At 73.0% G+C, this 21,922-nt stretch carries 22 protein-coding genes; 11 read left to right on the top strand and 11 right to left on the bottom strand.

Annotated features, from left to right (window positions below; all coding sequences use genetic code 11):
• Positions 1 to 170: 170 nt before the first annotated feature.
• The 3 genes from ACZ3IJ_RS31855 (at position 171) to ACZ3IJ_RS31845 (ending at position 3,478) form a co-directional block, all read left to right on the top strand.
• Positions 171 to 713 carry a DUF3574 domain-containing protein gene (locus ACZ3IJ_RS31855; protein WP_467473873.1) on the top strand — a complete coding sequence of 181 codons (543 nt, stop codon included), beginning with the start codon at positions 171 to 173 and terminating at the stop codon, positions 711 to 713.
• A gap of 142 nt (positions 714 to 855) precedes the next feature.
• Complete coding sequence (locus ACZ3IJ_RS31850; RefSeq protein WP_467473871.1) at positions 856 to 2,247, top strand: aldehyde dehydrogenase family protein; 1,392 nt, start codon at positions 856 to 858, stop codon at positions 2,245 to 2,247.
• 112 nt (positions 2,248 to 2,359) lie between these two features.
• A complete protein-coding gene (locus ACZ3IJ_RS31845; protein ID WP_467474071.1) occupies positions 2,360 to 3,478 on the top strand; it encodes a zinc-binding dehydrogenase in 1,119 nt (372 codons plus the stop codon).
• Here ACZ3IJ_RS31845 and ACZ3IJ_RS31840 read toward each other — a convergent pair.
• The 3 genes from ACZ3IJ_RS31840 to ACZ3IJ_RS31830 form a co-directional block, all read right to left on the bottom strand.
• Positions 3,475 to 4,494 carry a DMT family transporter gene (locus ACZ3IJ_RS31840; RefSeq protein ID WP_467473869.1) on the bottom strand — a complete coding sequence of 340 codons (1,020 nt, stop codon included), beginning with the start codon at positions 4,492 to 4,494 and terminating at the stop codon, positions 3,475 to 3,477. The two genes, ACZ3IJ_RS31845 and ACZ3IJ_RS31840, sit on opposite strands and share 4 nt — an antisense overlap.
• Before the next feature lie 32 nt (positions 4,495 to 4,526).
• Positions 4,527 to 5,222, bottom strand: coding sequence for an ArsR/SmtB family transcription factor (locus ACZ3IJ_RS31835; protein WP_467473866.1), 696 nt, complete (start codon positions 5,220 to 5,222; stop codon positions 4,527 to 4,529).
• 226 nt (positions 5,223 to 5,448) lie between these two features.
• Positions 5,449 to 6,126, bottom strand: a complete 678-nt coding sequence (locus ACZ3IJ_RS31830; RefSeq protein WP_467473863.1) for a TetR/AcrR family transcriptional regulator — start codon at positions 6,124 to 6,126, stop codon at positions 5,449 to 5,451.
• A 72-nt stretch (positions 6,127 to 6,198) separates the two neighbouring features.
• Between ACZ3IJ_RS31830 and ACZ3IJ_RS31825 the strand changes: the two genes are divergently transcribed.
• The 3 genes from ACZ3IJ_RS31825 to ACZ3IJ_RS31815 all read left to right on the top strand — a co-directional run bounded on the left by ACZ3IJ_RS31825 (position 6,199) and on the right by ACZ3IJ_RS31815 (position 8,399).
• Entirely contained in the window at positions 6,199 to 7,350 is a 1,152-nt protein-coding gene (locus tag ACZ3IJ_RS31825) for an acyl-CoA dehydrogenase family protein (RefSeq protein ID WP_467473860.1), read from the top strand.
• 70 nt (positions 7,351 to 7,420) lie between these two features.
• Entirely contained in the window at positions 7,421 to 7,708 is a 288-nt protein-coding gene (locus tag ACZ3IJ_RS31820; RefSeq protein ID WP_352189895.1) for a YiaA/YiaB family inner membrane protein, read from the top strand.
• Between the two features lie 64 nt (positions 7,709 to 7,772).
• Positions 7,773 to 8,399 (top strand): TetR/AcrR family transcriptional regulator, encoded by a 627-nt coding sequence (locus ACZ3IJ_RS31815; protein WP_467473858.1) that lies wholly within the window; start codon positions 7,773 to 7,775, stop codon positions 8,397 to 8,399.
• On the opposite strand, the gene ACZ3IJ_RS31810 is transcribed toward ACZ3IJ_RS31815, so the two are convergent.
• Positions 8,390 to 8,851: a MaoC family dehydratase gene (locus ACZ3IJ_RS31810; RefSeq protein ID WP_391799566.1), complete on the bottom strand. Its 462-nt coding sequence runs from the start codon at positions 8,849 to 8,851 to the stop codon at positions 8,390 to 8,392. The genes ACZ3IJ_RS31815 and ACZ3IJ_RS31810 overlap by 10 nt on opposite strands.
• A 101-nt stretch (positions 8,852 to 8,952) precedes the next feature.
• Here ACZ3IJ_RS31810 and soxR point away from each other — a divergent pair, with 101 nt between their 5' ends.
• Positions 8,953 to 9,417 carry a redox-sensitive transcriptional activator SoxR gene (gene soxR, locus ACZ3IJ_RS31805; protein WP_467473854.1) on the top strand — a complete coding sequence of 155 codons (465 nt, stop codon included), beginning with the start codon at positions 8,953 to 8,955 and terminating at the stop codon, positions 9,415 to 9,417.
• A gap of 118 nt (positions 9,418 to 9,535) precedes the next feature.
• Here the strand turns inward: soxR and ACZ3IJ_RS31800 are convergent, their stop codons facing one another.
• From ACZ3IJ_RS31800 to ACZ3IJ_RS31790, 3 genes are all read right to left on the bottom strand, one after another.
• Positions 9,536 to 10,606 carry an RNA ligase (ATP) gene (locus tag ACZ3IJ_RS31800; RefSeq protein WP_467473852.1) on the bottom strand — a complete coding sequence of 357 codons (1,071 nt, stop codon included), beginning with the start codon at positions 10,604 to 10,606 and terminating at the stop codon, positions 9,536 to 9,538.
• Positions 10,607 to 10,711: 105 nt separating this feature from the next.
• Entirely contained in the window at positions 10,712 to 11,464 is a 753-nt protein-coding gene (locus tag ACZ3IJ_RS31795) for a 3-keto-5-aminohexanoate cleavage protein (protein WP_467473850.1), read from the bottom strand.
• 77 nt (positions 11,465 to 11,541) lie between these two features.
• Complete coding sequence (locus ACZ3IJ_RS31790; RefSeq protein WP_467473848.1) at positions 11,542 to 12,153, bottom strand: hypothetical protein; 612 nt, start codon at positions 12,151 to 12,153, stop codon at positions 11,542 to 11,544.
• Positions 12,154 to 12,276: 123 nt separating this feature from the next.
• Here ACZ3IJ_RS31790 and ACZ3IJ_RS31785 point away from each other — a divergent pair, with 123 nt between their 5' ends.
• The gene (locus ACZ3IJ_RS31785; protein ID WP_467473846.1) at positions 12,277 to 13,689 is read left to right on the top strand and encodes a hypothetical protein; all 1,413 of its coding nucleotides are present in this window, start codon (positions 12,277 to 12,279) and stop codon (positions 13,687 to 13,689) included.
• 1 nt (position 13,690) lies between these two features.
• Here ACZ3IJ_RS31785 and ACZ3IJ_RS31780 read toward each other — a convergent pair whose 3' ends face one another.
• Positions 13,691 to 14,902 carry an alpha/beta hydrolase gene (locus tag ACZ3IJ_RS31780; RefSeq protein ID WP_467473844.1) on the bottom strand — a complete coding sequence of 404 codons (1,212 nt, stop codon included), beginning with the start codon at positions 14,900 to 14,902 and terminating at the stop codon, positions 13,691 to 13,693.
• A 192-nt stretch (positions 14,903 to 15,094) separates the two neighbouring features.
• Positions 15,095 to 16,354 carry an exo-beta-N-acetylmuramidase NamZ family protein gene (locus tag ACZ3IJ_RS31775; RefSeq protein ID WP_467473842.1) on the bottom strand — a complete coding sequence of 420 codons (1,260 nt, stop codon included), beginning with the start codon at positions 16,352 to 16,354 and terminating at the stop codon, positions 15,095 to 15,097.
• Positions 16,355 to 16,505: 151 nt separating this feature from the next.
• Here ACZ3IJ_RS31775 and ACZ3IJ_RS31770 point away from each other — a divergent pair, with 151 nt between their 5' ends.
• From ACZ3IJ_RS31770 to ACZ3IJ_RS31760, 3 genes are read left to right on the top strand one after another with little or no spacing between them, the layout of a single operon-like run.
• Complete coding sequence (locus ACZ3IJ_RS31770; RefSeq protein ID WP_467473840.1) at positions 16,506 to 17,270, top strand: SDR family oxidoreductase; 765 nt, start codon at positions 16,506 to 16,508, stop codon at positions 17,268 to 17,270.
• Complete coding sequence (locus ACZ3IJ_RS31765; RefSeq protein WP_467473838.1) at positions 17,267 to 18,916, top strand: AMP-binding protein; 1,650 nt, start codon at positions 17,267 to 17,269, stop codon at positions 18,914 to 18,916. Before ACZ3IJ_RS31770 ends, ACZ3IJ_RS31765 begins: the two co-directional genes overlap by 4 nt.
• Before the next feature lie 41 nt (positions 18,917 to 18,957).
• Complete coding sequence (locus ACZ3IJ_RS31760) at positions 18,958 to 19,551, top strand: TetR/AcrR family transcriptional regulator (protein WP_361601442.1); 594 nt, start codon at positions 18,958 to 18,960, stop codon at positions 19,549 to 19,551.
• Between the two features lie 29 nt (positions 19,552 to 19,580).
• On the opposite strand, the gene ACZ3IJ_RS31755 is transcribed toward ACZ3IJ_RS31760, so the two are convergent.
• The gene (locus ACZ3IJ_RS31755; protein WP_467473836.1) at positions 19,581 to 20,795 is read right to left on the bottom strand and encodes an acyl-CoA dehydrogenase family protein; all 1,215 of its coding nucleotides are present in this window, start codon (positions 20,793 to 20,795) and stop codon (positions 19,581 to 19,583) included.
• Positions 20,796 to 20,801: 6 nt separating this feature from the next.
• The gene (locus tag ACZ3IJ_RS31750; RefSeq protein WP_467473834.1) at positions 20,802 to 21,824 is read right to left on the bottom strand and encodes a phosphotransferase family protein; all 1,023 of its coding nucleotides are present in this window, start codon (positions 21,822 to 21,824) and stop codon (positions 20,802 to 20,804) included.
• Positions 21,825 to 21,922 lie beyond the last annotated feature (98 nt).

Genomic DNA, 21,922 nt, shown 5'->3' with positions numbered 1-21,922 from the left:
CGCGCCTCCTCGGCGCGCCCCTCTGCTTCCGGTCAATCCGTGAGGGACGCGCGGCGGTGGCGGGACGGGTCCGGTCCGGACGCTAGAACTGGTCCGTCGCCGGGGGTGCGGAGCCTCGCAGGTCAGGCTCGGCACCCGCCCGTACCGCCCCGAACCGCAAGGACGAGCCCATGACGATCCGCCCGCTGCCCCGTCCACTGTTCCGTCCTCAGTCCCGCCCTCTGTCCCGCTCGCCGGCCGCGCCGGCCCGCGCGCTCGCCACGCGTACGCGTGGCGCCGTCGCCACCGCCGGGCTGCTGCTCGCGGTCGGCGCCCCCGCCGCGTACGCCACTCTCGGCGAGAGCGCGCCCGCGCAGGCCGTCCTCACGGCGCAGGCCCGGGGCAAGGCGTATGTGGAGACTCGCCTCTTCTTCGGGACCGAGCGCCCCGACGGCGGCCCCGCCGTCACCGACGAGCAGTTCATGGCCTTCGTCGACCAGAAGGTGACGCCGGGGTTCCCGGCGGGCCTGACCGTCCAGAACGGGCGTGGACAGTGGCGCGACGCCGACGGCACCATCGAGCGGGAGCGTTCGTACGAGCTGATCCTGCTCTACCCGGCGTCGGAGGCGAGGCTTCTCGACCCGCGGATCGAGGAGGTCAGGGAGGCGTACCGGAAGGCCTACGGGCAGGAGTCCGTGGCCCGGCTCGACGAGCCGACCCGGGCCGACTTCTGAAACCGGCCACGGTGGCGACGGGAGCGGCCCGCCGCGTACGGCGGCTCTGGCGCCGGAAAACTATCAGCGCTAGTTTGGGTGCCCTGTGCAGGACCGCGCAAGACCGCAGGACCGCAGGCACGCAGGACCGAGGGAGTAGCGGATGAAGAGCCACGACGCGATGTACATCGGCGGGGAGTGGCGTCCCGCCGCCTCCACGGAGACGATCCCGGTGGTGGATCCGGCGACTGAACGGATCATCGGCCATGTCCCGGCCGGGACCGCCGAGGACGTCGACGCGGCCGTACGCGCCGCGCGCAGCGCCTTCCCGGGCTGGGCCGCCACCCCGCCCGCGGAGCGGGCCAAGCTGATCGGCGCGCTCCGCGACGGTCTCGCCGCCCGCGCCGAGGAGATCGCCGCCACGGTCACGGCCGAACTCGGCGCGCCGCCGCAGTTCGCCGCCGCCGTCCACGCCGGTCTGCCCGTCGCCGTCGCCGGTACGTACGCCGAGCTCGCCGCCGGGCACTCGTTCGAGGAGAAGGTCGGCAACTCCACGGTCTACTCCGAGCCGGTCGGCGTGGTCGGCGCGATCACCCCGTGGAACTACCCGCTCCACCAGATCGTCGCCAAGGTCGCTCCCGCGCTCGCCGCCGGCTGCACGGTCGTCCTCAAGCCGGCCGAGGACACCCCGCTGACCGCCCAGCTCTTCGCCGAGACCGTCCACGCGGCCGGCATCCCGGCCGGCGTCTTCAACCTCGTCACCGGCCTCGGCCCGGTCGCCGGCCAGGCGCTCGCCGAGCACGAGGACGTCGACCTCGTCTCCTTCACCGGCTCCACGGCCGTCGGCAGGCGGATCGGCGCCCTCGCGGGCGCAGCGGTCAAGCGAGTCGCCCTGGAACTCGGCGGCAAGTCCGCCAACGTCATCCTGCCGAGCGCCGACCTCGGCAAGGCCGTCGCCGTCGGCATCGCCAACGTCATGGCCAACTCGGGCCAGACGTGCAGCGCGTGGACCCGGATGCTCGTCCCCGCCGACCGGTACGAGGAGGCGGTGGCGCTGGCCGCCGAGGCCGTCGCCAAGTACGTCCCCGGCGAGCGCGTCGGTCCGCTCGTCAACGCGAAGCAGCAGCAGCGGGTGCGCGGCTACATCGAGAAGGGCATCGAGGAGGGCGCCCGGCTCGTCGCGGGCGGCCCGGAGGCCCCGCGCGAGACCGGCTACTACGTCTCCCCGACCGTCTTCGCCGACGTCACCCCGGACATGACCATCGCGCAGGAGGAGATCTTCGGACCGGTCGTCTCCCTCCTGCGCTACGAGGACGAGGACGAGGCACTCGCCATCGCCAACGGGACCGTGTACGGGCTCGCGGGCGCCGTCTGGGGCGAACCGGAGGCGGCCGTCGCCTTCGCCCGCCGGATGGAGACGGGCCAGGTCGACATCAACGGAGGCCGCTTCAACCCGCTGGCGCCGTTCGGCGGCTACAAGCAGTCCGGCGTGGGGCGCGAGCTCGGCGCGCACGGCCTCTCCGAGTACCTCCAGACCAAGTCCCTCCAGTTCTGAGTCCTTCCGAGCCGTTCCGGCCCTTCGGGGTTGCCGGCCCTTCGGGGATCCGAACCCTTCGGGGCCGTTCCGAGCCTGTTCCGAGCCTTGAGGAGCAAGACGCGTCATGAGCGTGGTCCGCGCCGCCTTCCTGCCCGCCGTCGGCTCTCCGCTGGAGATAGCCGGCATCCGACTGCCCGAACCAGGTCCCGGCCAGGTCCGGGTCCGCCTCGCCGCCGCGGGGGTCTGCCACTCCGACCTCTCCCTCACCAACGGCACCATGAAGGTGCCCGTCCCGGCCGTCCTCGGGCACGAGGGCGCCGGCACGGTCGTCTCCGTCGGCGAGGGCGTCACCCATGTCGCCCCCGGCGACGGCGTCGTCCTCAACTGGGCGCCGTCCTGCGGCGCCTGCCATGCCTGCTCGCTCGGCGAGGTCTGGCTCTGCGCCGACGCGCTGACCGGCGCGGGGAGCGTGTACGCCGAGACCGAGGACGGCACCAGTCTCCACCCCGGTCTCAACGTGGCCGCCTTCGCCGAGGAGACCGTGGTCGCGGCGAACTGCGTCCTGCCCGTCCCCGACGGCGTCCCGCTGACCGACGCGGCCCTCCTCGGCTGCGCCGTCCTCACCGGCTGGGGCGCGGTCCACCACTCGGCGCGGGTACGGCAGGGCGAGTCCGTCGTCGTGTACGGCGTCGGAGGCGTGGGCCTGGCCACCCTCCAGGCCGCCCGGATCGCGGGCGCCTCGCCGATCGTCGCGGTCGACGTCTCGCCGGAGAAGGAGGCCCTGGCGCGGGCCGCGGGAGCGACCGAGTACGTCGTCGCGTCCGCGACCACCGCCAGGGAGATCCGGAAGCTGACGGGCGGCCACGGCGCCGACGTGGCCGTCGAGTGCGTGGGCCGTGCCACCACGATCCGGACCGCCTGGGACTCCACCCGGCGCGGCGGCCGCACCACGGTCGTCGGTATCGGCGGCAAGGACCAGCAGGTCACCTTCAACGCCCTGGAGCTCTTCCACTGGGGCCGGACCCTGTCCGGCTGCGTGTACGGGAACTCCGACCCGGCGGCGGACCTGCCCGTCCTCGCCGAACACATCCGGGCCGGGCGCCTCGACCTGAGTGCGCTGGTCACCGAACGGATCACCCTCGACGGCATCCCGGGCGCCTTCGAGAACATGATCGCGGGCAAGGGAGGCCGGGCGCTCGTCGTCTTCGGATCGGACGACGCGGACGACCTCTCGCCCGACGTCCGCTAGCCGGACGCCCTGCCGCGGGACGTCGCTTCGCCGGCTGTCCCCGCGCCGGGCGTCCCCGCGCCGGGCGTCCCCGCGCCGGGCGTCCGCTCACCGTGCGTCGTCGTGGTCCCCACGCCGTCGGCCGGAGTCCCGGACGGGGGCTTCGGCCGGGAGCGCGAGACCGCGACGCCCGCGAGACAGAGCGCGCCGCCTGCGAGCGTGAGCAGGCCCGGCAGCTCGCCGAGGAACATCCACGCCATGAGGACGACCAGCGCGGGCACGGCGTACGTCGTCGCACCCATCCGGCCGGCGGTCGTACGGGCGAGGGCGTAGGCCCAGGTCGTGAAGGCCAGGGCGGTCGGGAACACACCGAGGTAGACCATGTTCAGGGTCGCCGAGACCGGGGCTCTCGCCGCCTCGACGACCAGCTGCCCGGCGAACGGCAGACACGCCACCGCGCCCACCAGGCACCCGAAGGTGGTGACCTGGAGGGCGCTCCCGTGCGCCAGGGCCGGCTTCTGCGCGACGACACCACCCGCGTACGCGACCGCCGCGAGGAGGCAGAGCCCGACGCCGAGCACCGAGGCGTGGCCCTCGCCCGACATCGAGAGCCCCACGGCGACCGCGCCGGCGAAGGACACCGCCATGCCCGCGAGCAGCCGGGGCGGCAGCCTCTCGCCGAGGAACCGGGCGCCGAGCAGGGCGATGAGGAGGGGCCCGATGTTCACGACCATCGCGGCCGTGCCCGCGTCGACCTCCTGCTCGCCCCAGTTGAGGGCCACCATGTACGCGCCGAACCAGAGGATCCCGGACACCGCGATCCCCCGCCAGGCCGCCCGGGGCGGCAGGCCTTCGCGCCGGACCAGCAGGACGGCCCCGAGGACGAGCGCACCGGACAGCAGCCGGCCGAGGGCCAGCGCGCCGGGGGAGTAGGCCTCCCCGGCGCTGCGGATCGAGACGAAGGCGGAGGCCCACAGGACGACGGTGACACCGGCGGCGGCGAGCGCCAGGCGCGAGGTGGCGGGGGAGTCGGTCATGAGGCGACCGTAGGGCCTGGACACTTCGGCGTTCACCGCAATATCGCCGGTTCGATGCCGAGCACCCGCTGGAAGGCCCGCTCGCCCTCGGAAGTCACCTTCACGGCGCGCTCCGACCCGATCCGTACGCACCAGCCGGCGTCGAGCGCGTGCCGGCAGAGCGCGGCGCCCGCGACCCCCGCCAGATGCGGCCTGCGCTCGGTCCGGTCGAGACAGCCGCGGGCGACCGGCCGCCGCCCCGCGGCCACGAGCGCGATGCCCTGCTCCCCGAACCACGCCACGCCCGCGTCGGTGAGCGCGAACCCGGTGTCCTGGCGCAGCAGTCCGCGCACCGTCATGGCCTCGGTGATCGCGATCCCGAGCCTCCCCGCGAGATGGTCGTAGCAGGTGCGCCCCCGCGCCATCGCGTGCCCGGCGCTCGCCGCGCGCAACGAGTGCGGCGGCTCCCTCCGGGCGGGCTCGGAGCGGGCGGCCAGGTCCTCGACGAGATGAGCGATCCCGGCGTCGGCGAGCCGCACGTACCGGTGCCGTCCCTGCCGCTCCTCGGCGAGCACCCCGCCCGCGACCAGCTTCCCCAGGTGCTCACTGGCGGTGGACGGCGCCACGCGCGCGTGCCGGGCGAGTTCGCCCGCGGTCCAGGCCCGCCCGTCGAGCAGGGCGAGGAGGAACGTGGCCCGGGTCTCGTCGGCGAGGAGCGCCGCGAGCGCGGCGAGGTCTTCGGCAGCCATGCCCCCCAGGGTCCCGCACTCACGTTTCGGCAGCCGCCGAACGGTCCTCCAGGCGCCACCGGTGGCGGAGCAGCTCCGTGGGCCGGTGATCGTGCTCGAACTCCGGGCCCGCCGGCCGCCACCGCCGCGCACAGCGCGGGCAGTCCGTCATCGGTCCGGGCGTCGGGATCCGCACCCGCCTCCACGACGGCGCGGACCGCGTCCGCGTCCCCGTTCCGTGCCGCCGCTACGAGCCGCTCGGCGTCTCCTGTCGGGCCCATGCTCCCCGTACCCCCGTCTCGTACTGCAGCGCCAACCCGTCGAGCAGCGCCCTCAGGCCGGTCTCGAAGGCGCCCTCGTCGACCTTCTGGCGGTGTTCCGCGAGGAGGTGGGCCTGGCCGAGGTGAGGGTAGTCCGCGGGGTCGTAGGCCGTCTCGTCGTCGACGAAGCCGCGGGCGAAGGAGCCGAGGGCCGAGCCCGTGACGAAGTACCGCATCAGCGCCCCGATGTACGTCGCCTGGGCCGGCGGCCAGCCCGCCCGGACCATCGCGCCGAAGACCGCGTCGGCGACCTTCAGGCCCGCCGGGCGGCGGCCGGGGCCCTGGGCCAGGACCGGGACGACATGGGGGTGGTCGGCGAGGGCCGCCCGGTAGGAGACCGCCCAGTCGTGCAGCGCCGTACGCCAGTCGCGGCTGTCGTCCTCCGCGAACATCGACAGATCGACTTTGGCGCTGACCGCGTCGGCGACCGCGTCGAGGATCTCGTCCTTGGTGCGGAAGTGGTTGTAGAGGGACGGCCCGCTCACCCCGAGCTCGGCGGCGAGCCGTCGCGTCGAGACGGCCGCGAGGCCCTCCGCGTCCACGAGCGCGCTCGCCGCCTCGACGATGCGTTCTCTGCTCAGCAGGGGCTTGCGCGGTCGGGCCATGGCGCACATAGTAGGCCTGCGCAGTAGAAACTAGCAGTGCTAATTAAAGTCTTCCCGAAGGTCGGTGGCGCAGTGAACCTGGAGCTCAGCGAGGAGCAGGAAGCCGTACGGCGGCTCGCGGGGGAGTTCGTCGCGCGTGAGGTCGCCCCGCACGTCGTCGCCTGGGACCGGAGCGAGAGCGTCGACCGGTCGATCGTGAAGAAGCTCGGGGCCGTCGGCTTCCTCGGCCTGACCGTCCCGGAGGAGTACGGCGGATCGGGCGGCGACCATCTCTCGTACTGCCTGGTCACCGAGGAGCTCGGCCGCGGCGACTCCTCCGTGCGCGGCATCGTCTCCGTCTCGCTGGGCCTCGTCACCAAGACCATCGCCTCCTGGGGCACCGAGGAGCAGAAGCGCACCTGGCTGCCCCGGCTCACCTCCGGCGACGCGCTCGGCTGCTTCGGGCTGACCGAGCCGGGCACCGGTTCGGACGCGGGCGACCTCTCGACCAGGGCCGTACGCGACGGCGACACCTTCGTCGTCAACGGCTCGAAGATGTTCATCACCAACGGCACCTGGGCCGACGTCGTCCTGCTCTTCGCCCGTACCGGCGACGCCCCCGGCCACAGGGGTGTCTCCGCCTTCCTCGTCCCCACCGACACCCCCGGCCTCACCCGCCGCACCATCCACGGCAAGCTCGGCCTGCGCGGCCAGGCCACCGCCGAGCTGGTCCTGGAGGACGTCCGCGTTCCCGCCTCCGCCATGCTGGGCCCCGAGGGCAAGGGGTTCTCCGTCGCCATGTCCGCCCTCGCCAAGGGGCGGATGTCGGTCGCGGCCGGCTGTGTCGGCATCGCGCAGGCGGCCCTCGACGCGGCCGTGCGCTACGCGGGGGAGCGGGAACAGTTCGGCAAGCCGATCGCCTCGTACCAGCTGGTACAGGAGCTGATCAGCGACATCGCCGTCGACGTCGACGCCGCCCGCCTGCTCACCTGGCGCGTCGCCGACCTCGTCGACCGGGGCCTGGACTTCGCCACCGCCGCCTCCCAGGCCAAGCTGTTCGCCTCCGAAGCGGCCGTCCGCGCCGCGAACAACGCCCTGCAGGTCTTCGGCGGATACGGCTACATCGACGAGTACCCGGTCGGGAAGCTGCTCCGCGACGCGCGCGTGATGACGCTGTACGAGGGCACGAGCCAGATCCAGAAGCTGATCATCGGGCGGGCGCTCACGGGTGTGTCCGCGTTCTGAGTATCTCCCCGGACGCGTCTGAGTATCCGGGCGGATGTGGCCCGCGCCACATCCGCCCGATCCTGCTCCCATGAGTGACACACCGGTCAAGCAGCAGAACACGGCCGCCTACCACCTGCAGGCCGTCATCTCCTTCGGCCTTGCCCTCGCGGCCGTGGCGATCGGCGTCTACCAGCTGGACGCCGACGCCTGGGTCCGCGCCTTCCTCGCCATCGCCGTCCTCTACCTCACGACCTCCGCCTTCACCCTCGCCAAGGTGGTCCGCGACCGGCAGGAGGCGGGGCAGATCGTCAGCCGGGTCGACCAGGCCCGGCTGGAGAAGCTCCTCGCCGAGCACGACCCCTTCCAGAAGCTCTGAGCCTAAGCGCTTGCTCAGCTTCGTTGTATGGTGTTCGTCCTGACGGTTGGAGAAGGGGCGAACGATGAGCGTCGCTGAGGAGACGCCCGGCGGCACGGACGCGTCGTGGGGCGAGGTCACGCCCGAGGCTGCCCGGCGGCTGCTCGTCGCGGCCGTCGAGGCGTTCGCCGAGCGCGGGTACCACGCCACCACGACCCGGGACATCGCCGGCCGCGCCGGCATGAGCCCGGCCGCGCTCTACATCCACTACAAGACCAAGGAAGAGCTGCTCCACCGGATCAGCCGCATCGGTCACGACAAGGCCCTGGAGATCCTCCGGGCCGCCGCCGACGGTGAGGGGACCGCGGGCGAGCGGCTGGCCGACGCCGTACGGTCCTTCGTACGCTGGCACGCCGAGCGCCACACCACCGCGCGGGTCGTCCAGTACGAGCTCGACGCCCTCGGGCCCGAGCACCGCACCGAGATCGTCGCGCTGCGCCGGGAGTCCGACGCGACCGTGCGCGGGATCATCGACGAGGGCGTGGCGGCGGGCGAGTTCGACGTGCCGGACGTGCCGGGCACGACGGTGGCCGTGCTCTCACTCTGCATCGACGTGTCGCGCTGGTTCAACGTCCAGGGCCGCCGGACGCCGGACGAGGTCGGCGCGCTCTACGCCGACCTCGTGCTGCGGATGGTCGGCGCTCAGAAGTAGTAGCGGGAGACCGACTCGGCGACGCAGACCGGCTTGTCGCCGCCCTCACGCTCCACCGTCACGGTCGCCGTCACCTGCACCCCGCCGCCCGCCTCCGTCACCTCGGTCAGCACGGCGCCCGCGCGCAGCCGCGAGCCGACCGGTACGGGGGAGGGGAAGCGGACCTTGTTGGTGCCGTAGTTGAGACCCATCTTCATGCCCTCGACACGCATGATCTGCGGCACCAGCGTCGGCAGCAGCGACAGCGTCAGATAGCCGTGCGCGATCGTCTTCCCGAACGGCCCGGAGGCCGCCCGCTCCGGGTCCACGTGGATCCACTGGTGGTCACCGGTGGCGTCGGCGAACAGATCGATCCGCTTCTGCTCGACCTCCAGCCAGTCGCTGTGTCCCAGCGGTTCGCCGACCGCGGCGCGCAGCTCCTCGGGCGAGGTGAAGATCCTCGGCTCAGCCATGTTTCGATCGTCCCTTCGTGAACCTGTGACTCCTGTTTCTAAGCGCTTGCTCAGCATGTGGGGTGGTGGGCCCGCTGTCAACGGACAGTAGGGTTCGAGGGGTGCCGCAGATTCCAGAGAAGATCCATGAACTCACCGTCGGCCAGGTGTCCGCGCGAAGCGGCGCCGCGGTGTCGGCCCTGCACTTCTACGAGTCCAAGGGCCTGATCAACAGCCGTCGTACCCCTGGCAACCAGCGCCGCTACGGTCGTGACACCCTCCGGCGGGTCGCCTTCATCCGGGCCGCGCAGCGCGTGGGCATCCCGCTGGCGACCATCCGGGTCGCCCTCTCCGAACTCCCCGAGGAGCGCACGCCCACCAACGAGGACTGGGCGCGGCTCTCGGCGGCGTGGCGCACGGAGCTGGACGAGCGGATCGAGCAGCTCGGACGGCTGAGGGACCATCTGACCGACTGCATCGGCTGCGGCTGTCTGTCGCTGCAGAACTGCGTCCTGTCCAACCCGGACGACGCGATCGGCGAGCGGCTCACCGGCTCCCGGCTGATGGGGGAGCGCCGGGAGGGCTAGGTCGTGTTTCGAAAGCAGCGCCGCAGCCCGCCGGGCAGGCGGGACTCTCCGGACACGCCCCGGGAACGAAGAGGGGCCCGCCACCCCCGTGGACGGGCCCCTCGGTCCTTCGTGGCGGTCACTCGTACTCGGTGCCGCCCTTGCGGGTCAGATAGGCCGGGCTGACCGCCTTGGCGATCGCGCGGCCGCCCACGACCGGGCTGTACCGCTCCGTGACCGGGCGGATCACGACCCCCTCCCGCAGATGGAGCTCACTCCCGGACACGGTCTCCCGGCCGCTCGCCAGCCCGACGACGACGTCCAGGTCGTACGGCCCCGTGTACAGCCGCGGTACGAGCGGCAGTTCGCCGGCCTCCAGGACCTCCGCCGGGTCCAGCCACCGGACCTGGCCGTCGATCTCGGCGGACACGTCGAAGACGGCGTAACCGATCTGCTCGCCACGGGCGTTCGCGCCGTAGCCGAGGTCCTGCACACCGGCCCCGTACACCTCACCGAACAGACCGACCCGGCGCGCCCCGAGGCGGGCGGCGAGCCGCTCCGCGACGGCCGGTACGCCGTGGCCGTGGACGGCCCGCCAGTACAGGTTCCGCGGGTCCTCCTGGAGCGCGAGGCCCTTGGCCCCGAAGCCCTTGGAGGAGACCCGGACGCGGCCGTCCTCGGCGGAGTACGTGGTGAGGCAGGCGGTGCCGTGCAGCTTCTCGGTCAGGACCACCGGCTCGCCCGGCTCGAAGATGTCCGGATACCGCTGGAGGTTCTCGATGTCGACCCAGGGCAGCAGGTCGGGCGCCACCTCCACGTCCCCGCTCATGGTCGGCGGGATCGGCGGCACCCACTTCGTGATGCCGAGCAGCTCGGCGAAGTCCGTCCCCTCGGCTGCCGCCGCTGCCAGGTCGACGTCGGCCAGCGCCTTCGGCCGGCACACGATGCCCTGCGACAACTCGCCCCGCAGACGTACCGCCTTGACCCGGTCGGACGCCTTCCCGGCGAGCCGTCCGGTCAGCCCCAGCTCGTCGACGAGGGCGGTGGGCAGCACGGCCTGCTCCGGAATGTAGACGGCGACATCACCGCTGCGGTACGCGCCCTTCGCGACGACGGCCCGGTAGAGGCCCACCTGGGCCAGTTCGAGCGCGTCGGCGTCGGGATGGGCGTGGACGGCCAGGGTTTCGGCGGTGACGCGCAGCGTCGACATGTCAGTTCTCCGGTGACTCGGGTGTCGTTCTCACGCCGGACACTGTGCGGGAAGGGAATTCGGGTGGGCCACCGATTTCCGCTCTGGTAGCGTCGCGCCCTTCGCCTACGCGGAGTCGGCCTCGGAGTCGGCCTCGGCCTCGGCCGTGACATCGTTCATCGCCAGTGCGGCCGCGACCAGTTGGGCGTTGGAGCCCGCGCGGGAGCCGTCCGGCAGGACGAGCGTGTCCTCCAGGCCGACGCGGGTGGCCAGACCGAGGCGGTGGGCCAGCCGCAGGACCGGCCAGGCGCCGCCGTCCTCCCCGTGGAGGAGGACCGGCCGGCCGTGGGCCGTTCCCAGGTCAGCGAGGAGCGAACGGGCCGTGGACTCCGCGGTCGTGGGGTCGGGGTCGGTGACCTCCGCGAGGACCCGCAGCACCCGCGGTGCCAGCGGCGAACAGAGGAACCGCTCCGGTCCGTCCGTGCCCGACCAGAGCCCCGCCTCCACACCCACCCCGCGCTCCAGGAGGACGGCCGCCAGCTCCTCCGCGCCCGGCTCGTGCCAGTTCACCGACGCGTGGTCGGGCAGGTCCGTCCAGGCCAGGACGCGCTCCACCCGGCGTACCGGATCGGGCTCGGCCCACGCGCCCGTCGTCACACCCACCGGGACGCCGACCGCCTCCCGCAGCGCCGCCAGCGTCACCGAGAGGACCCGGGGCGACAGCGTGTCGCCGCCGCACGGCGTCCTGGGGTGCACATGGACGTCACGCGCCCCCGCCGCGACGGCCCGCGCCGCCGACTCCGCCATGGCGCCCGGTGACATCGGCACCGCCGCGGAATCCCCCGGCCCCCGGGTCCCGTTCAGGCATACCTGCAGCAACGCGGGCCCCCGTTGTCCCCGTCGCCCGCGCACCCCCCGTTGCCCCCGTTGCCCCCGCGTCTCGTCTTCCACCGTGACTAGGCCACCGACGCCAGGGCGAGCAGAGACTCTCCCCGAGCCCGCGCCAGCGCACCCGCCGTCAGAACCGCCCGCGGCACGACCACGCCGCAGTCCGCGCACACCGGGCCGAACCAGGGCTCGTCCGCCAGGTCCGGCCGCCATTCGATCCGGTCCCCCGCGCACACCGGGCAGTGCTCCCCGGGCGCGGATTCCAGCGCGGCGATCAACCGCCGCAACACCTCGGCCAGCGGCTCCGTCGGGTGCACGGCCGGATCGTCACACCGCGCCACTCCGTTGCCGCCCCACGTCCGCCGGTGCCAGTCGTCCAGCGCGCCCGGCCGGCGCAGGCCCTCGTGCTTCTCGCGCCGCCGACGCGCCGCGAACTCCTTCTCGTACGCGAGCCAGACCGCCCGCGCCTCCTCCAGCTCCTCCAGCGCGGCCACCAGCCGCCCCGGATCGAGCTCCCTGTCCTCGGGCCCGAACCCGTGCCTGCGGCACAGGTGGTCCCAGGTCGCGCGGTGCCCGTAGGGGGCGAACCGCTCCAGGCACTTGCGCAGCGAATACCTCCGCAGCGCCATGTCACTCCCGGGATCGCGCACCTGTCTCGCAAGACTTCGGAAACCCGCCATCGCTCCGCACCTCCGTCGCTGGTACTTCGGCGTCAAGGACGTTATGGAATGGACGAACGAGTACCCCTTCGTGTTCCATCGAAAATTCGATGGGGGTCATCAGGGGCGCGCGGGGGAGATCTGTTGCGGGACGTTCTGGCGGGTCTCGCGGACAATCCGGCGCTGCCGGAGAGGCTCTTCCAGCCGCTGGCGGACGCCGGTGACGAGGACGTCCGCCTGCTCCTGGCGCGCCGCGACGACCTCACCGAGGCCCGGGCCCGCGCCCTGCGCGCCCACGACGACGTGGACCTCTGGACGCTCGTCGCCGACGGCAGGATTCCCTGGGCCGAGGTGCCCCGCGACGACCCCGACCTCCTGGTGGCCGCCGCGCAGGCCGGGATCGCCCCCGAGGCGGCGGTGCGTGCGCTCGCCGCGCACCCCGACCCGCAGGTCCGCGGCGAGCTGGCCCTGTACGTCACAGGGCTGCCGCCCGACGTCCTCGCCGCCCTCGCGCGCGACCCGGAGCCGTACGTCGCCGAGTGCGCCGCCCAGTCCGCCGAGCTCTCCGCCGATCTCGCCGAGGAACTCGCCCGCCATCCCCACGTCGTCGTACGGGTGGAGCTCGCCCGGAACGCCTACGCACCGCCCGCCCTGCTCGCCGCCCTCCTCGCCGACGGCGGTCACCCGGCACCCACGCGCTGTGACGCATGTCACCGTCGCGCCGAGCGCTGTGCCGAGCACGCCGCCGGCGTCCGGCGGGTACGGCTCGCGGCCGCGGCCAATCCCGCGACGCCCCCGGCCGGTCTGGAGGAGTTCCTGGATGCCGAGGAGCCCTGGGCCGCCGGTGAGTTCGCGGAACGGACCGATCTGCCGGACCACTTCCACCCACGCCTGGCCGCCCATCCCGCCGCGTACGTCCGCAGGACCGTCGCGCGCAACCCCCGCGCGGGGGAGCCCCTGCTCCGGCTGCTCGCGGACGACCCGGATCCCGACGTCCGCCGGGCCGTCGCGGAGAACCCGGCCGTACCCCTCACCCTGCTCACCGCGCTCGTGGAACGCGAGAAGCTCCCGCGCGAGCCGCTGCCGCGCATTCTCGCCGCCACGGACGCGGAGCTTTCCGAGCTGGCCGCGAGCCGGGTGGCCCAGGTGCGCGCGCTCGTCGCCGCCCGGCCCGACCTCCCCGCCCCCCAGGCCGGCCGGCTCGCCGCCGACCCGGACATCGGGGTGGCCAGGCGGATCGCGCTCCACCCGGGTCTCGGCGAGGCGCGGCTCGCCGGCCTCGTCGAGCGGCACGGGCCGCCGGTCTACAGCGCCGTCGCCCGTAACCCCGGCTGCTCCGCCGCGCTGCTGCGTGGGATGGCGCGGGACGCGGACTCCGTCCGTAAGGCACTCCGGGTGATCGCCGTGCACCCGGCCCTGCCGCCGGACGTCGTCGAGGAACTGCTCGCGGATCCGGACCGAAGGGTGGCCGGCGCGGCCGCCGCCCACCCCTCGCTGCCGTTCGAGACGATGGAACGTCTCATCGCCCGGGCCGCCGCCGCCCGGCGGACGACCTGACCTACCGCCCCCCGAACCGTCCCGCCGACGCCACCAGCCGGGCCAGCTCCGCGTGGCAGATGTCGCTGTGCTCGCCGACCACGGCGGCCGCGTCGACGCTCACGCAGCCGGCCGCGGGGAGGCCGTCGCGCAGCGCCGCCGCCAGGGTCGCCGAGCGCGTGCCCGGGACCGCCTGGACGCCGTCGTGGCCGATCGCCCCCCAGCGCCGGTCGCTCGCGAGCAGCGAGTCGGCGTCTCTGGCCAGCCGTGATGCCAGCGGGTAGAAGACGCGCAGGGCCGTGTCATGGCGCGAATAGCAGGCGACCACCGGGCCGTCGACCCGCCGCTGCAGATCGCGCAGCGCGCCGCCCCGGCCCGGTTCGTGCGGGAGGGCGGCCGCGAACGCGTAGTGCGAGAAGGCCCCTTGGAGCAGCGTCACCGAGGCCACGTTCCGCGCCTGCGCGGGCAGTCCGCGCAGGGCGTACGAGACGAGCCGGGCGCCCATGCTGTGGCCGACCAGGTGGATCCGCAGCCGGGGGGAGCTGTGGGCGAGTTCGCCGAGCAGCGGGCCGAGGCCCCGCTCGCCGACGGTCCCGGAGCGGCGCTTCATCGTGTAGTACGTGGCCTGGCGCAGGGCCTCCTTGGCCCCCTTCCAGAACCGCGTCAGCCTGCCCCCGAACGCCTCGCGCGGGGTCGGCAGGCTCCCCGGCCCCTCGGCCTCCTCCAGCGCGTCGGCGAACATCGCGCACACGGCGACCGGATCCGCGAGCAGGAAGTCCGGGACGTCCGGTCCGGCCTCCGCGAGGCCGCGCGATCCGTCGGTGTCCGTCAACTCCCGCAGCAGATCCCCGAATTCGAAGAACGCCGCCTCGTCGTCCGGCTGTTCGGCGAGCAGTGCGGCGATCCGCTCCACCACCGCCTCCTTGCCCGGGTGCACGGCCGCCACGGACTCGAAGTCGGGGATCGGCTCGTCCGAGAACATCATCGACGGCCAGACCACCCCCACGTACCCCAGGTGCACGTCCCGCTCCACGGTCTGCGGGAACGGGGCGAAGAACGCCGCGTACAGGCGGGAGGCCACGGACCGGGTGTTGTTCCACCCGTGGGCGAACACCACCAGATCCGTGACCCCTTGCGCGGCCAGCGCCGCCAGCGCCTCGTGCTGGCGGGCCGCCCCGTCCCCGTCCTTGTCGAAGGTGATCTCCCGGTACGGCTCCACACTCGCTCCGGCCATGCTCTGCCCGTCCCTCCGCGTCGGGGAAGTGCTGGGGAAGTCTCCTGAGGAGGCTGCTGAGGATGTTCTTCCCGCGCCAGCATCCTGCGCGCACCCGGGGACGGCCAGGTTTTCGGCGCAGACGCGCCGCGGAGACCTCGGGGAAGTGCACGAGCAGGTCCTACGCCGTGGCCGCCGGCCGTCCCACCGCCGTCACCGGTACAGCAGGTACTCCTTCCGCACCGCACGGAACGCGGCCAGGTCGGCGCCCCACGCACCCACGACGTCGTCCGTGTCCGCGCCCGCGTCGATCAGGGTCCGCACGCGCGTCGAGCCCGTCAGCTTGTCGATCCAGTTGTCCGACCGCCAGGCGAAGCCGCTCCACGAGCGCCGGGCGGTGACGAGCAGTCCGATCCCGGTCCGTACGGGGTCGAAGGCGTCCCGGTCGTGGATCTGCACCTGGACCCCGCCGACGGTCTTCCCCTGGAACTTGGAGAAGGTCGGGGCGAAGTACGCCTCCCGGAACCGCACCCCGGGCAGCTCCAGCGCGTTCGCGGCCTCGGCCCACCGCCGGTCCACGCCCTCCGCGCCCAGGAGTTCGAACGGGCGCGTGGTGCCGCGCCCCTCCGAGAGGTTGGTGCCCTCGAAGAGGCAGGTGCCGGAGTAGACGAGCGCGGTGTCGGGCGTCGGCATGTTGGGGCTCGGCGGCACCCAGGGAAGCCCGGTCGCGTCGAAGAAGTCGCGCCGTCTCCAGCCGGACATCTGCACGGTCTCCAGCTCCACCGGCTTCGCCAGGAACTCCCCGTTGAAGAGCCGCGCCAGCTCCGACACCGTCATCCCGTGGGCCTGCGCGATCGGTTCGCGCCCCACGAAGGTGGCGAAGGCGCGGTCGAGGACCGGGCCGAGCGCCGCCCGTCCGGTCACCGGATTGGGCCGGTCGAGGACGACGAACCGTTTCCCCGCCAGCGCGGCCGCCACCATGCAGTCGTAGAGCGTCCAGATGTACGTGTAGAAGCGGGCGCCCGCGTCCTGGATGTCGAAGACCACGGTGTCCACGCCCGAGGCGGTGAAGACGTCCGCCAGCGGCTGCCCGCTCTTCAGGTACGTGTCGTAGACGGGGAGCCCCGTCGCGGGGTCGTCGTAGCGGCCCTCGGAGCCGCCGGCCTGCGCCGTGCCCCGGAAGCCGTGCTCGGGCCCGAAGACCGCCACCAGGTCCACCCGGTCGTCGGCGTGCATCACGTCGACGATGTGGCGCACGTCGGAGGTGATCCCCGTCGGGTTGGTGACGACGCCGACCCGCTGCCCGGCGAGCGGCGCGTAGCCGTCGGCGGCCAGCCGCTCGAATCCGGTGCGCACCCGTCCGCCGCCCCCGTGCGCCACCGCCGCGGGGGCGGTCACCGCGCCCACCCCCAGTGCGCCGCCGACGGCCAGCAGGCGGCGTCTGGAAGGGTTCGACAGGCTCGACAGGTTCATGCGGAAACCTCCTTGATCGCCTTCCCTGACATGGCCACGCACGCTAGCGCTCCTGACGGCCCCAGGGAACGAGGCGTGCGCACGGGACTTTCGCCGCGACATACCGACTGGTTAGTCTGCTCGTACTGTCGCAGCGGAGAGGCGGGTCTCGATGAGTACGGTGCAGGGTTCCGGAGTGGTCGTCACGGGCGCGGGAGGGGGGATCGGTGCCGCTCTGGCCCGCCGGTTCGCGGCCGAGGGCGCCCGGGTCGTCGTCAATGACCTCGACCCCGGCCGCACCAAGGCCGTCGCCGAGGAGATCGGCGGCACCGCCGTCCCGGGTGACGCCTCGGAGATCGTCGAGGAGGCCCGGGAGGCCCTCGGCGGCACCGTCGACGTGTGGTGCGCCAACGCCGGACTCGCCTCGCCGGGCGACGCCTTCGCCGACGAGGCCGTCTGGGCCGCCGCCTGGGACGTCAACGTGATGGCCCATGTGCGCGCGGCCCGCGCCCTGCTCCCCGACTGGCTGGAGCGCGGCAGCGGCCGCTTCGTCTCCACCGTCTCCGCCGCCGGCCTGCTGACCATGGTGGGCGCGGCCCCGTACAGCGTCTCCAAGCACGGGGCGTACGCCTTCGCCGAGTGGCTCTCCCTCACCTACCGCCACCGCGGCCTCAAAGTCCACGCGATCTGCCCGCAGGGCGTCCGTACGGACATGCTCACCGCCGCGGGATCGGCCGGCGAACTCGTCCTCGCTCCCACCGCCATCGAGCCCGAGGACGTCGCCGACTCCCTCTTCGACGCCATCGAGGCGGACCGTTTCCTGGTCCTCCCGCACGCCGAGGTCGCCGACTACTACCGTGCCCGGGCGAACGATCCCGAACGGTGGCTCGGCAACATGAACCACATCCAGCGGAAGTGGGAGGGCGAGGCCCGATGACGGAGTCGCTCTACGCCGCCAGGCCCTGGCTCGCCCAGCTCACCGAGGTCCAGAGCGCTCCCATAGCCCCGCCGGCCACCGTGCTGCACGCCTTCCGCGCCGCCGCCGCCCGCGCCCCCGAGCGCCCGGCCCTCGCCTACTTCGACGGCCGTCTGACGTACCGCGAGACCGACACGCTCTCCGACTCGGTCGCCGGACACCTCGCCGCCCGGGGGCTGGAGTGCGGCGACCGGGTCGCGATCATGCTCCAGAACAGCCCCCACTTCGTCCTCGCCCTCCTCGGCGCCTGGAAGGCGGGCGCGATCGTCGTCCCGCTCAACCCGATGTACAAGTCGGCCGAGGTGGGACACGCCCTCCGGGACTCCGGGGCCGTCGCGCTGATCTGCTCCGACCGCGCCTGGGACGGGTACCTGCGGAAGACCGCCGCGGACTCTCCCGTACGGATCGCGCTCACCGCCTGCGAACGCGACCTCCAGACCCGCGACGACCCGCGCGTCCTCGCCTTCGACCGGGTCACCACCGAGGTCGACGACCTCCTCGCCGTCGCCCGCGCCGGACATTCCGCTCCGGCGGGCCGCGAACTCGGCGGCGAGGACGTGGCCCTCATCAGCTACACCTCCGGAACCAGCGGCACCCCCAAGGGGGCCCTCAACCTCCACAGGGGCATCGCCTACAACGCCGAACGCCAGCGCACCGGACACCCGATCCCCGAGGGCGCCGGGTACTTCGCGCTCGCCCCGCTCTTCCACATCACCGGCCTGGTCTGCGAACTCGCCGCCTGCCTCGGCAACGCCGGCACCCTCGTCCTCGCCTACCGCTTCGACGCCGGCGTCGTCCTCGACGCCTTCGTGGAGCACCGCCCTGCCTACACGGTCGGCCCCTCGACGGCCTTCATGGCTCTCGCCGCGCACCCCGGGGCCACCCCGGACCACTTCTCCTCCTTCCAGGTCATCTCCTCGGGCGGGGCCCCGGTCCCGCCCGCCCTCGTCGAGAAGTTCCGCGCCGGCTTCGGCCCGTACATCCGCAACGGCTACGGGCTCACCGAGTGCACCGCTCCGTGCGCCGCCGTACCGCCGGAGAAGGAGGCCCCGGTCGATCCCGCCTCCGGCACCCTGTCCGTCGGCGTCCCCGGGCCGGAGACGGTCGTCCGGATCCTCGACGAGAACGGCGCGGAGGTGCCGTTCGGCGAGCAGGGCGAGATCGCCGTACGCGGTCCGCAGGTCGTCCCCGGCTACTGGGGGCTCCCCGAGGCCACCGCCGCCACCTTCCCCGACGGGGAGCTGCGGACGGGGGACATCGGCTTCATGGACGCGGACGGCTGGCTCTACGTAGTCGACCGCAAGAAGGACATGATCAACGCCTCCGGGTTCAAGGTCTGGCCACGGGAGGTGGAGGACGTCCTCTACACCCACCCGGCCGTCCGCGAGGCCGCCGTCGTCGGCGTCCCCGACGCCTACCGGGGCGAGACGGTCAAGGCGTACGTCAGTCTGCGCCCGGGCAGCGCCGTCGAGCCGGCTGAGCTGTCCGCCTACTGCGAGCAGCGCCTCGCCGCGTACAAGTATCCGCGCGAGGTCGAGATCCTGGCGGAGCTGCCCAAGACGACAAGTGGGAAGATCCTCAGAAGGGAACTGCGTTCCCACCCGTAGGACGACCCACACCGATGATCACCAGAGAGAGGCGGCGGCGCATGGCCAGGACGACGGACGGAAGCGGTACCCCCGTCCCCCAGAGGCTGCTGGCCGCCGCCACCCGGCTCTTCGCGGAGCAGGGCTACGACCGCACCTCCGTCCAGGAGATCGTGGAGGCGGCGGGCGTCACCAAGGGCGCGCTCTACCACTACTTCGGCTCCAAGGAGGACCTCCTCCAGGAGGTCTACTCCCGGGTCCTGCGCCTCCAGCAGGAGCGGCTCGACGCCTTCGCGGACGCCGACGCCCCGGTCGAGCAGCGCCTGCGCGACGCCGCAGCCGACGTCGTCGTGACCACGATCGACAACCTCGACGACGCCTCGATCTTCTTCCGCTCGATGCACCACCTCAGCCCGGAGAAGAACAAGCAGGTACGGGCCGAGCGGCGGCGCTACCACGAGCGGTTCCGCGCACTGATCGAGGAGGGCCAGCAGGCCGGGGTCTTCTCGTCCGCCACCCCGGCGGACCTGGTGGTGGACTACCACTTCGGCTCCGTCCACCACCTGTCCACCTGGTACCGCCCCGACGGTCCGCTGACGCCGCAGCAGGTCGCCGACCAACTCGCCGACCTGCTGCTGCGCGCGCTCCGCCCCTGAGAGCGGCTGCGCACAGGTCTTTCAGGTTCTTACAGGTACTTCTTCAGCTCCCGCCGTGCCAGCGACCGCTGGTGCACCTCGTCCGGGCCGTCCGCCAGCTTCAGCGTCCGCGCGGCCGCCCAGAGTTCCGCCAGCGGGAAGTCCTGCGAGACCCCGCCCGCGCCGTGCACCTGGACGGCTTTGTCGAGGATGTCGACCACCGCGCGCGGAGTCGCGATCTTGATGGCCTGGATCTCCGTGTGGGCGCCCCGGTTGCCGACGGTGTCCATCAGCCAGGCCGTCTTCAGGACGAGCAGCCGCAGCTGCTCGACCGTCACCCGGGCGTCCGCGATCCAGTTCTGGACCACGCCCTGCTGGGCGATCGGCTTGCCGAAGGCGGTACGGGAGACGGCACGCCGGCACATCAGCTCGATGGCCCGCTCGGCCATGCCGATCAGCCGCATGCAGTGGTGGATCCGGCCGGGGCCGAGCCGGGCCTGGGCGATGGCGAAGCCGCCGCCCTCCTCGCCGACGAGGTTCGAGGCCGGGACGCGGACGTCGTGGAAGACGACCTCGGCGTGACCGCCGTGGGAGTGGTCCTCGTAGCCGTACACCCGCATCGCCCGGCGCACCTCCAGGCCCGGGGTGTCGCGGGGCACGAGGATCATCGACTGCTGACGGCGGATGTCCGCGCCCTCGGGGTCGGTCTTGCCCATCACGATGAAGACCGCGCAGTCGGGGTTCATCGCCCCGGAGATGTACCACTTGCGGCCGTTGATCACGTAGTCGTCGCCGTCACGGATGATCCGCGTCTCGATGTTCGTGGCGTCCGATGAGGCGACCTCCGGCTCCGTCATCGCGAAGGCCGAGCGGATCTCCCCGGCGAGCAGCGGCTGCAGCCACTGCTTCTTCTGCGCCTCGTCGCCGAAGTGGGCGAGCACCTCCATGTTCCCGGTGTCCGGCGCCGCGCAGTTGAGGGCGGTGGGGGCCAGGTGCGGGCTCCGGCCGGTGATCTCGGCGAGCGGCGCGTACTGGAGGTTGGTCAGCCCCGCCCCGTGCTCGGCGTCGGGCAGGAAGAGGTTCCACAGACCCTGGCGGCGGGCCTCGGCCTTGAGGTCCTCCACCACCTGCGGGGTGTCCCACGGCGAGGCGAGCTGTGCGCGCTGCTCCTCGGCGACAGGCTCGGCGGGGTAGACGTGCTCGTCCATGAAGGCGAGCAGCTTCGCCCGCAGCTCCTCGGTGCGCGCGTCGAATGCGAAGTCCATGGCGGATCAGCCTTCCTGGAGGGTGGTGAGGCCGTGCTCGATGAAGACGGGGACGAGCTCGCCGATGCGGTCGAAGCCTGCGCCGACGGTCTGGCCGAGGGTGTAGCGGTAGTGGATGCCCTCCAGGATCACGGCGAGCTTGAACCAGGCGAAGGCCGTGTACCAGGAGATGGCGGAGGTGTCGCGGCCCGAGCGGGCGGCGTACCGCTCGATCAGCTCGGCGGGCGTGGGGTGCCCGGCGGCGGTGGCGGTCGTGCTGACGGGGGAGTGCGGGACGTCGAGCGGCGCGCTGTACATGGCGAGCAGACCGAGGTCGGTCAGCGGGTCGCCGAGCGTGGACATCTCCCAGTCGAGGACCGCCTTGATCCGGTCGTCCTCGCCGATCAGGACGTTGTCCAGGCGGTAGTCGCCGTGGACGACGGCCGGGGCGGGGGAGGCCGGGAGGGTGCGGCCGAGTGCGGCGTGCAGCTCGTCGATGCCCGCGAGCTCGCGGTTGCGTGAGGCGTCGAGCTGCTTGCCCCAGCGTCGCAGCTGCCGGTCGAGGAAGCCCTCGGGGCGCCCGAAGTCGCCGAGACCCACCGCGGCGGGGTCCACGGCGTGCAGGTCGACGAGCGTGTCGACCAGGCCGAGGACGGCCGCGCGGGTGCGCTCGGGGCCGAGCGGGGCGAGCTGCTCCGCCGAGCGGTACGGAGTGCCCGCGACGAACTCCATGACGTAGAACGGCGCTCCGAGGACGCTGTCGTCCTCGCAGAGGAGGACGGTCTCGGGGACGGGCACGGCCGTCGCGTGCAGGGCGCTGATCACCCGGTGCTCGCGCTTCATGTCGTGCGCGGTGGCGAGGACATGGCCGAGCGGAGGCCGACGCACCACCCATCGGCCGGTGCCGTCGGTGACCACATACGTGAGGTTGGACCGGCCGCCCTCGATCAGCCGGGCGTCGAGGGGGCCGCGCACGAGTCCCGGCCGTTCCCGGTCGAGGAATCCGCGCAACCGCTCGGGATCGAGACCTGGCGGCGGGGCTGAGCTCATCGTGCGTACCTCCGGGGACGGGGGGCGGGTCGGCGTTCATGATGACCGACCAGTCGGTATGTCGTCCAGGGTTCGGTCCGGAAAGTGCCGCGGGCGGT

Source organism: Streptomyces sp. NPDC013317 (genome assembly GCF_055563155.1).
Note: the sequence above shows the minus strand (reverse complement) of the source record. Positions and strands in the feature narration are given on the sequence as shown.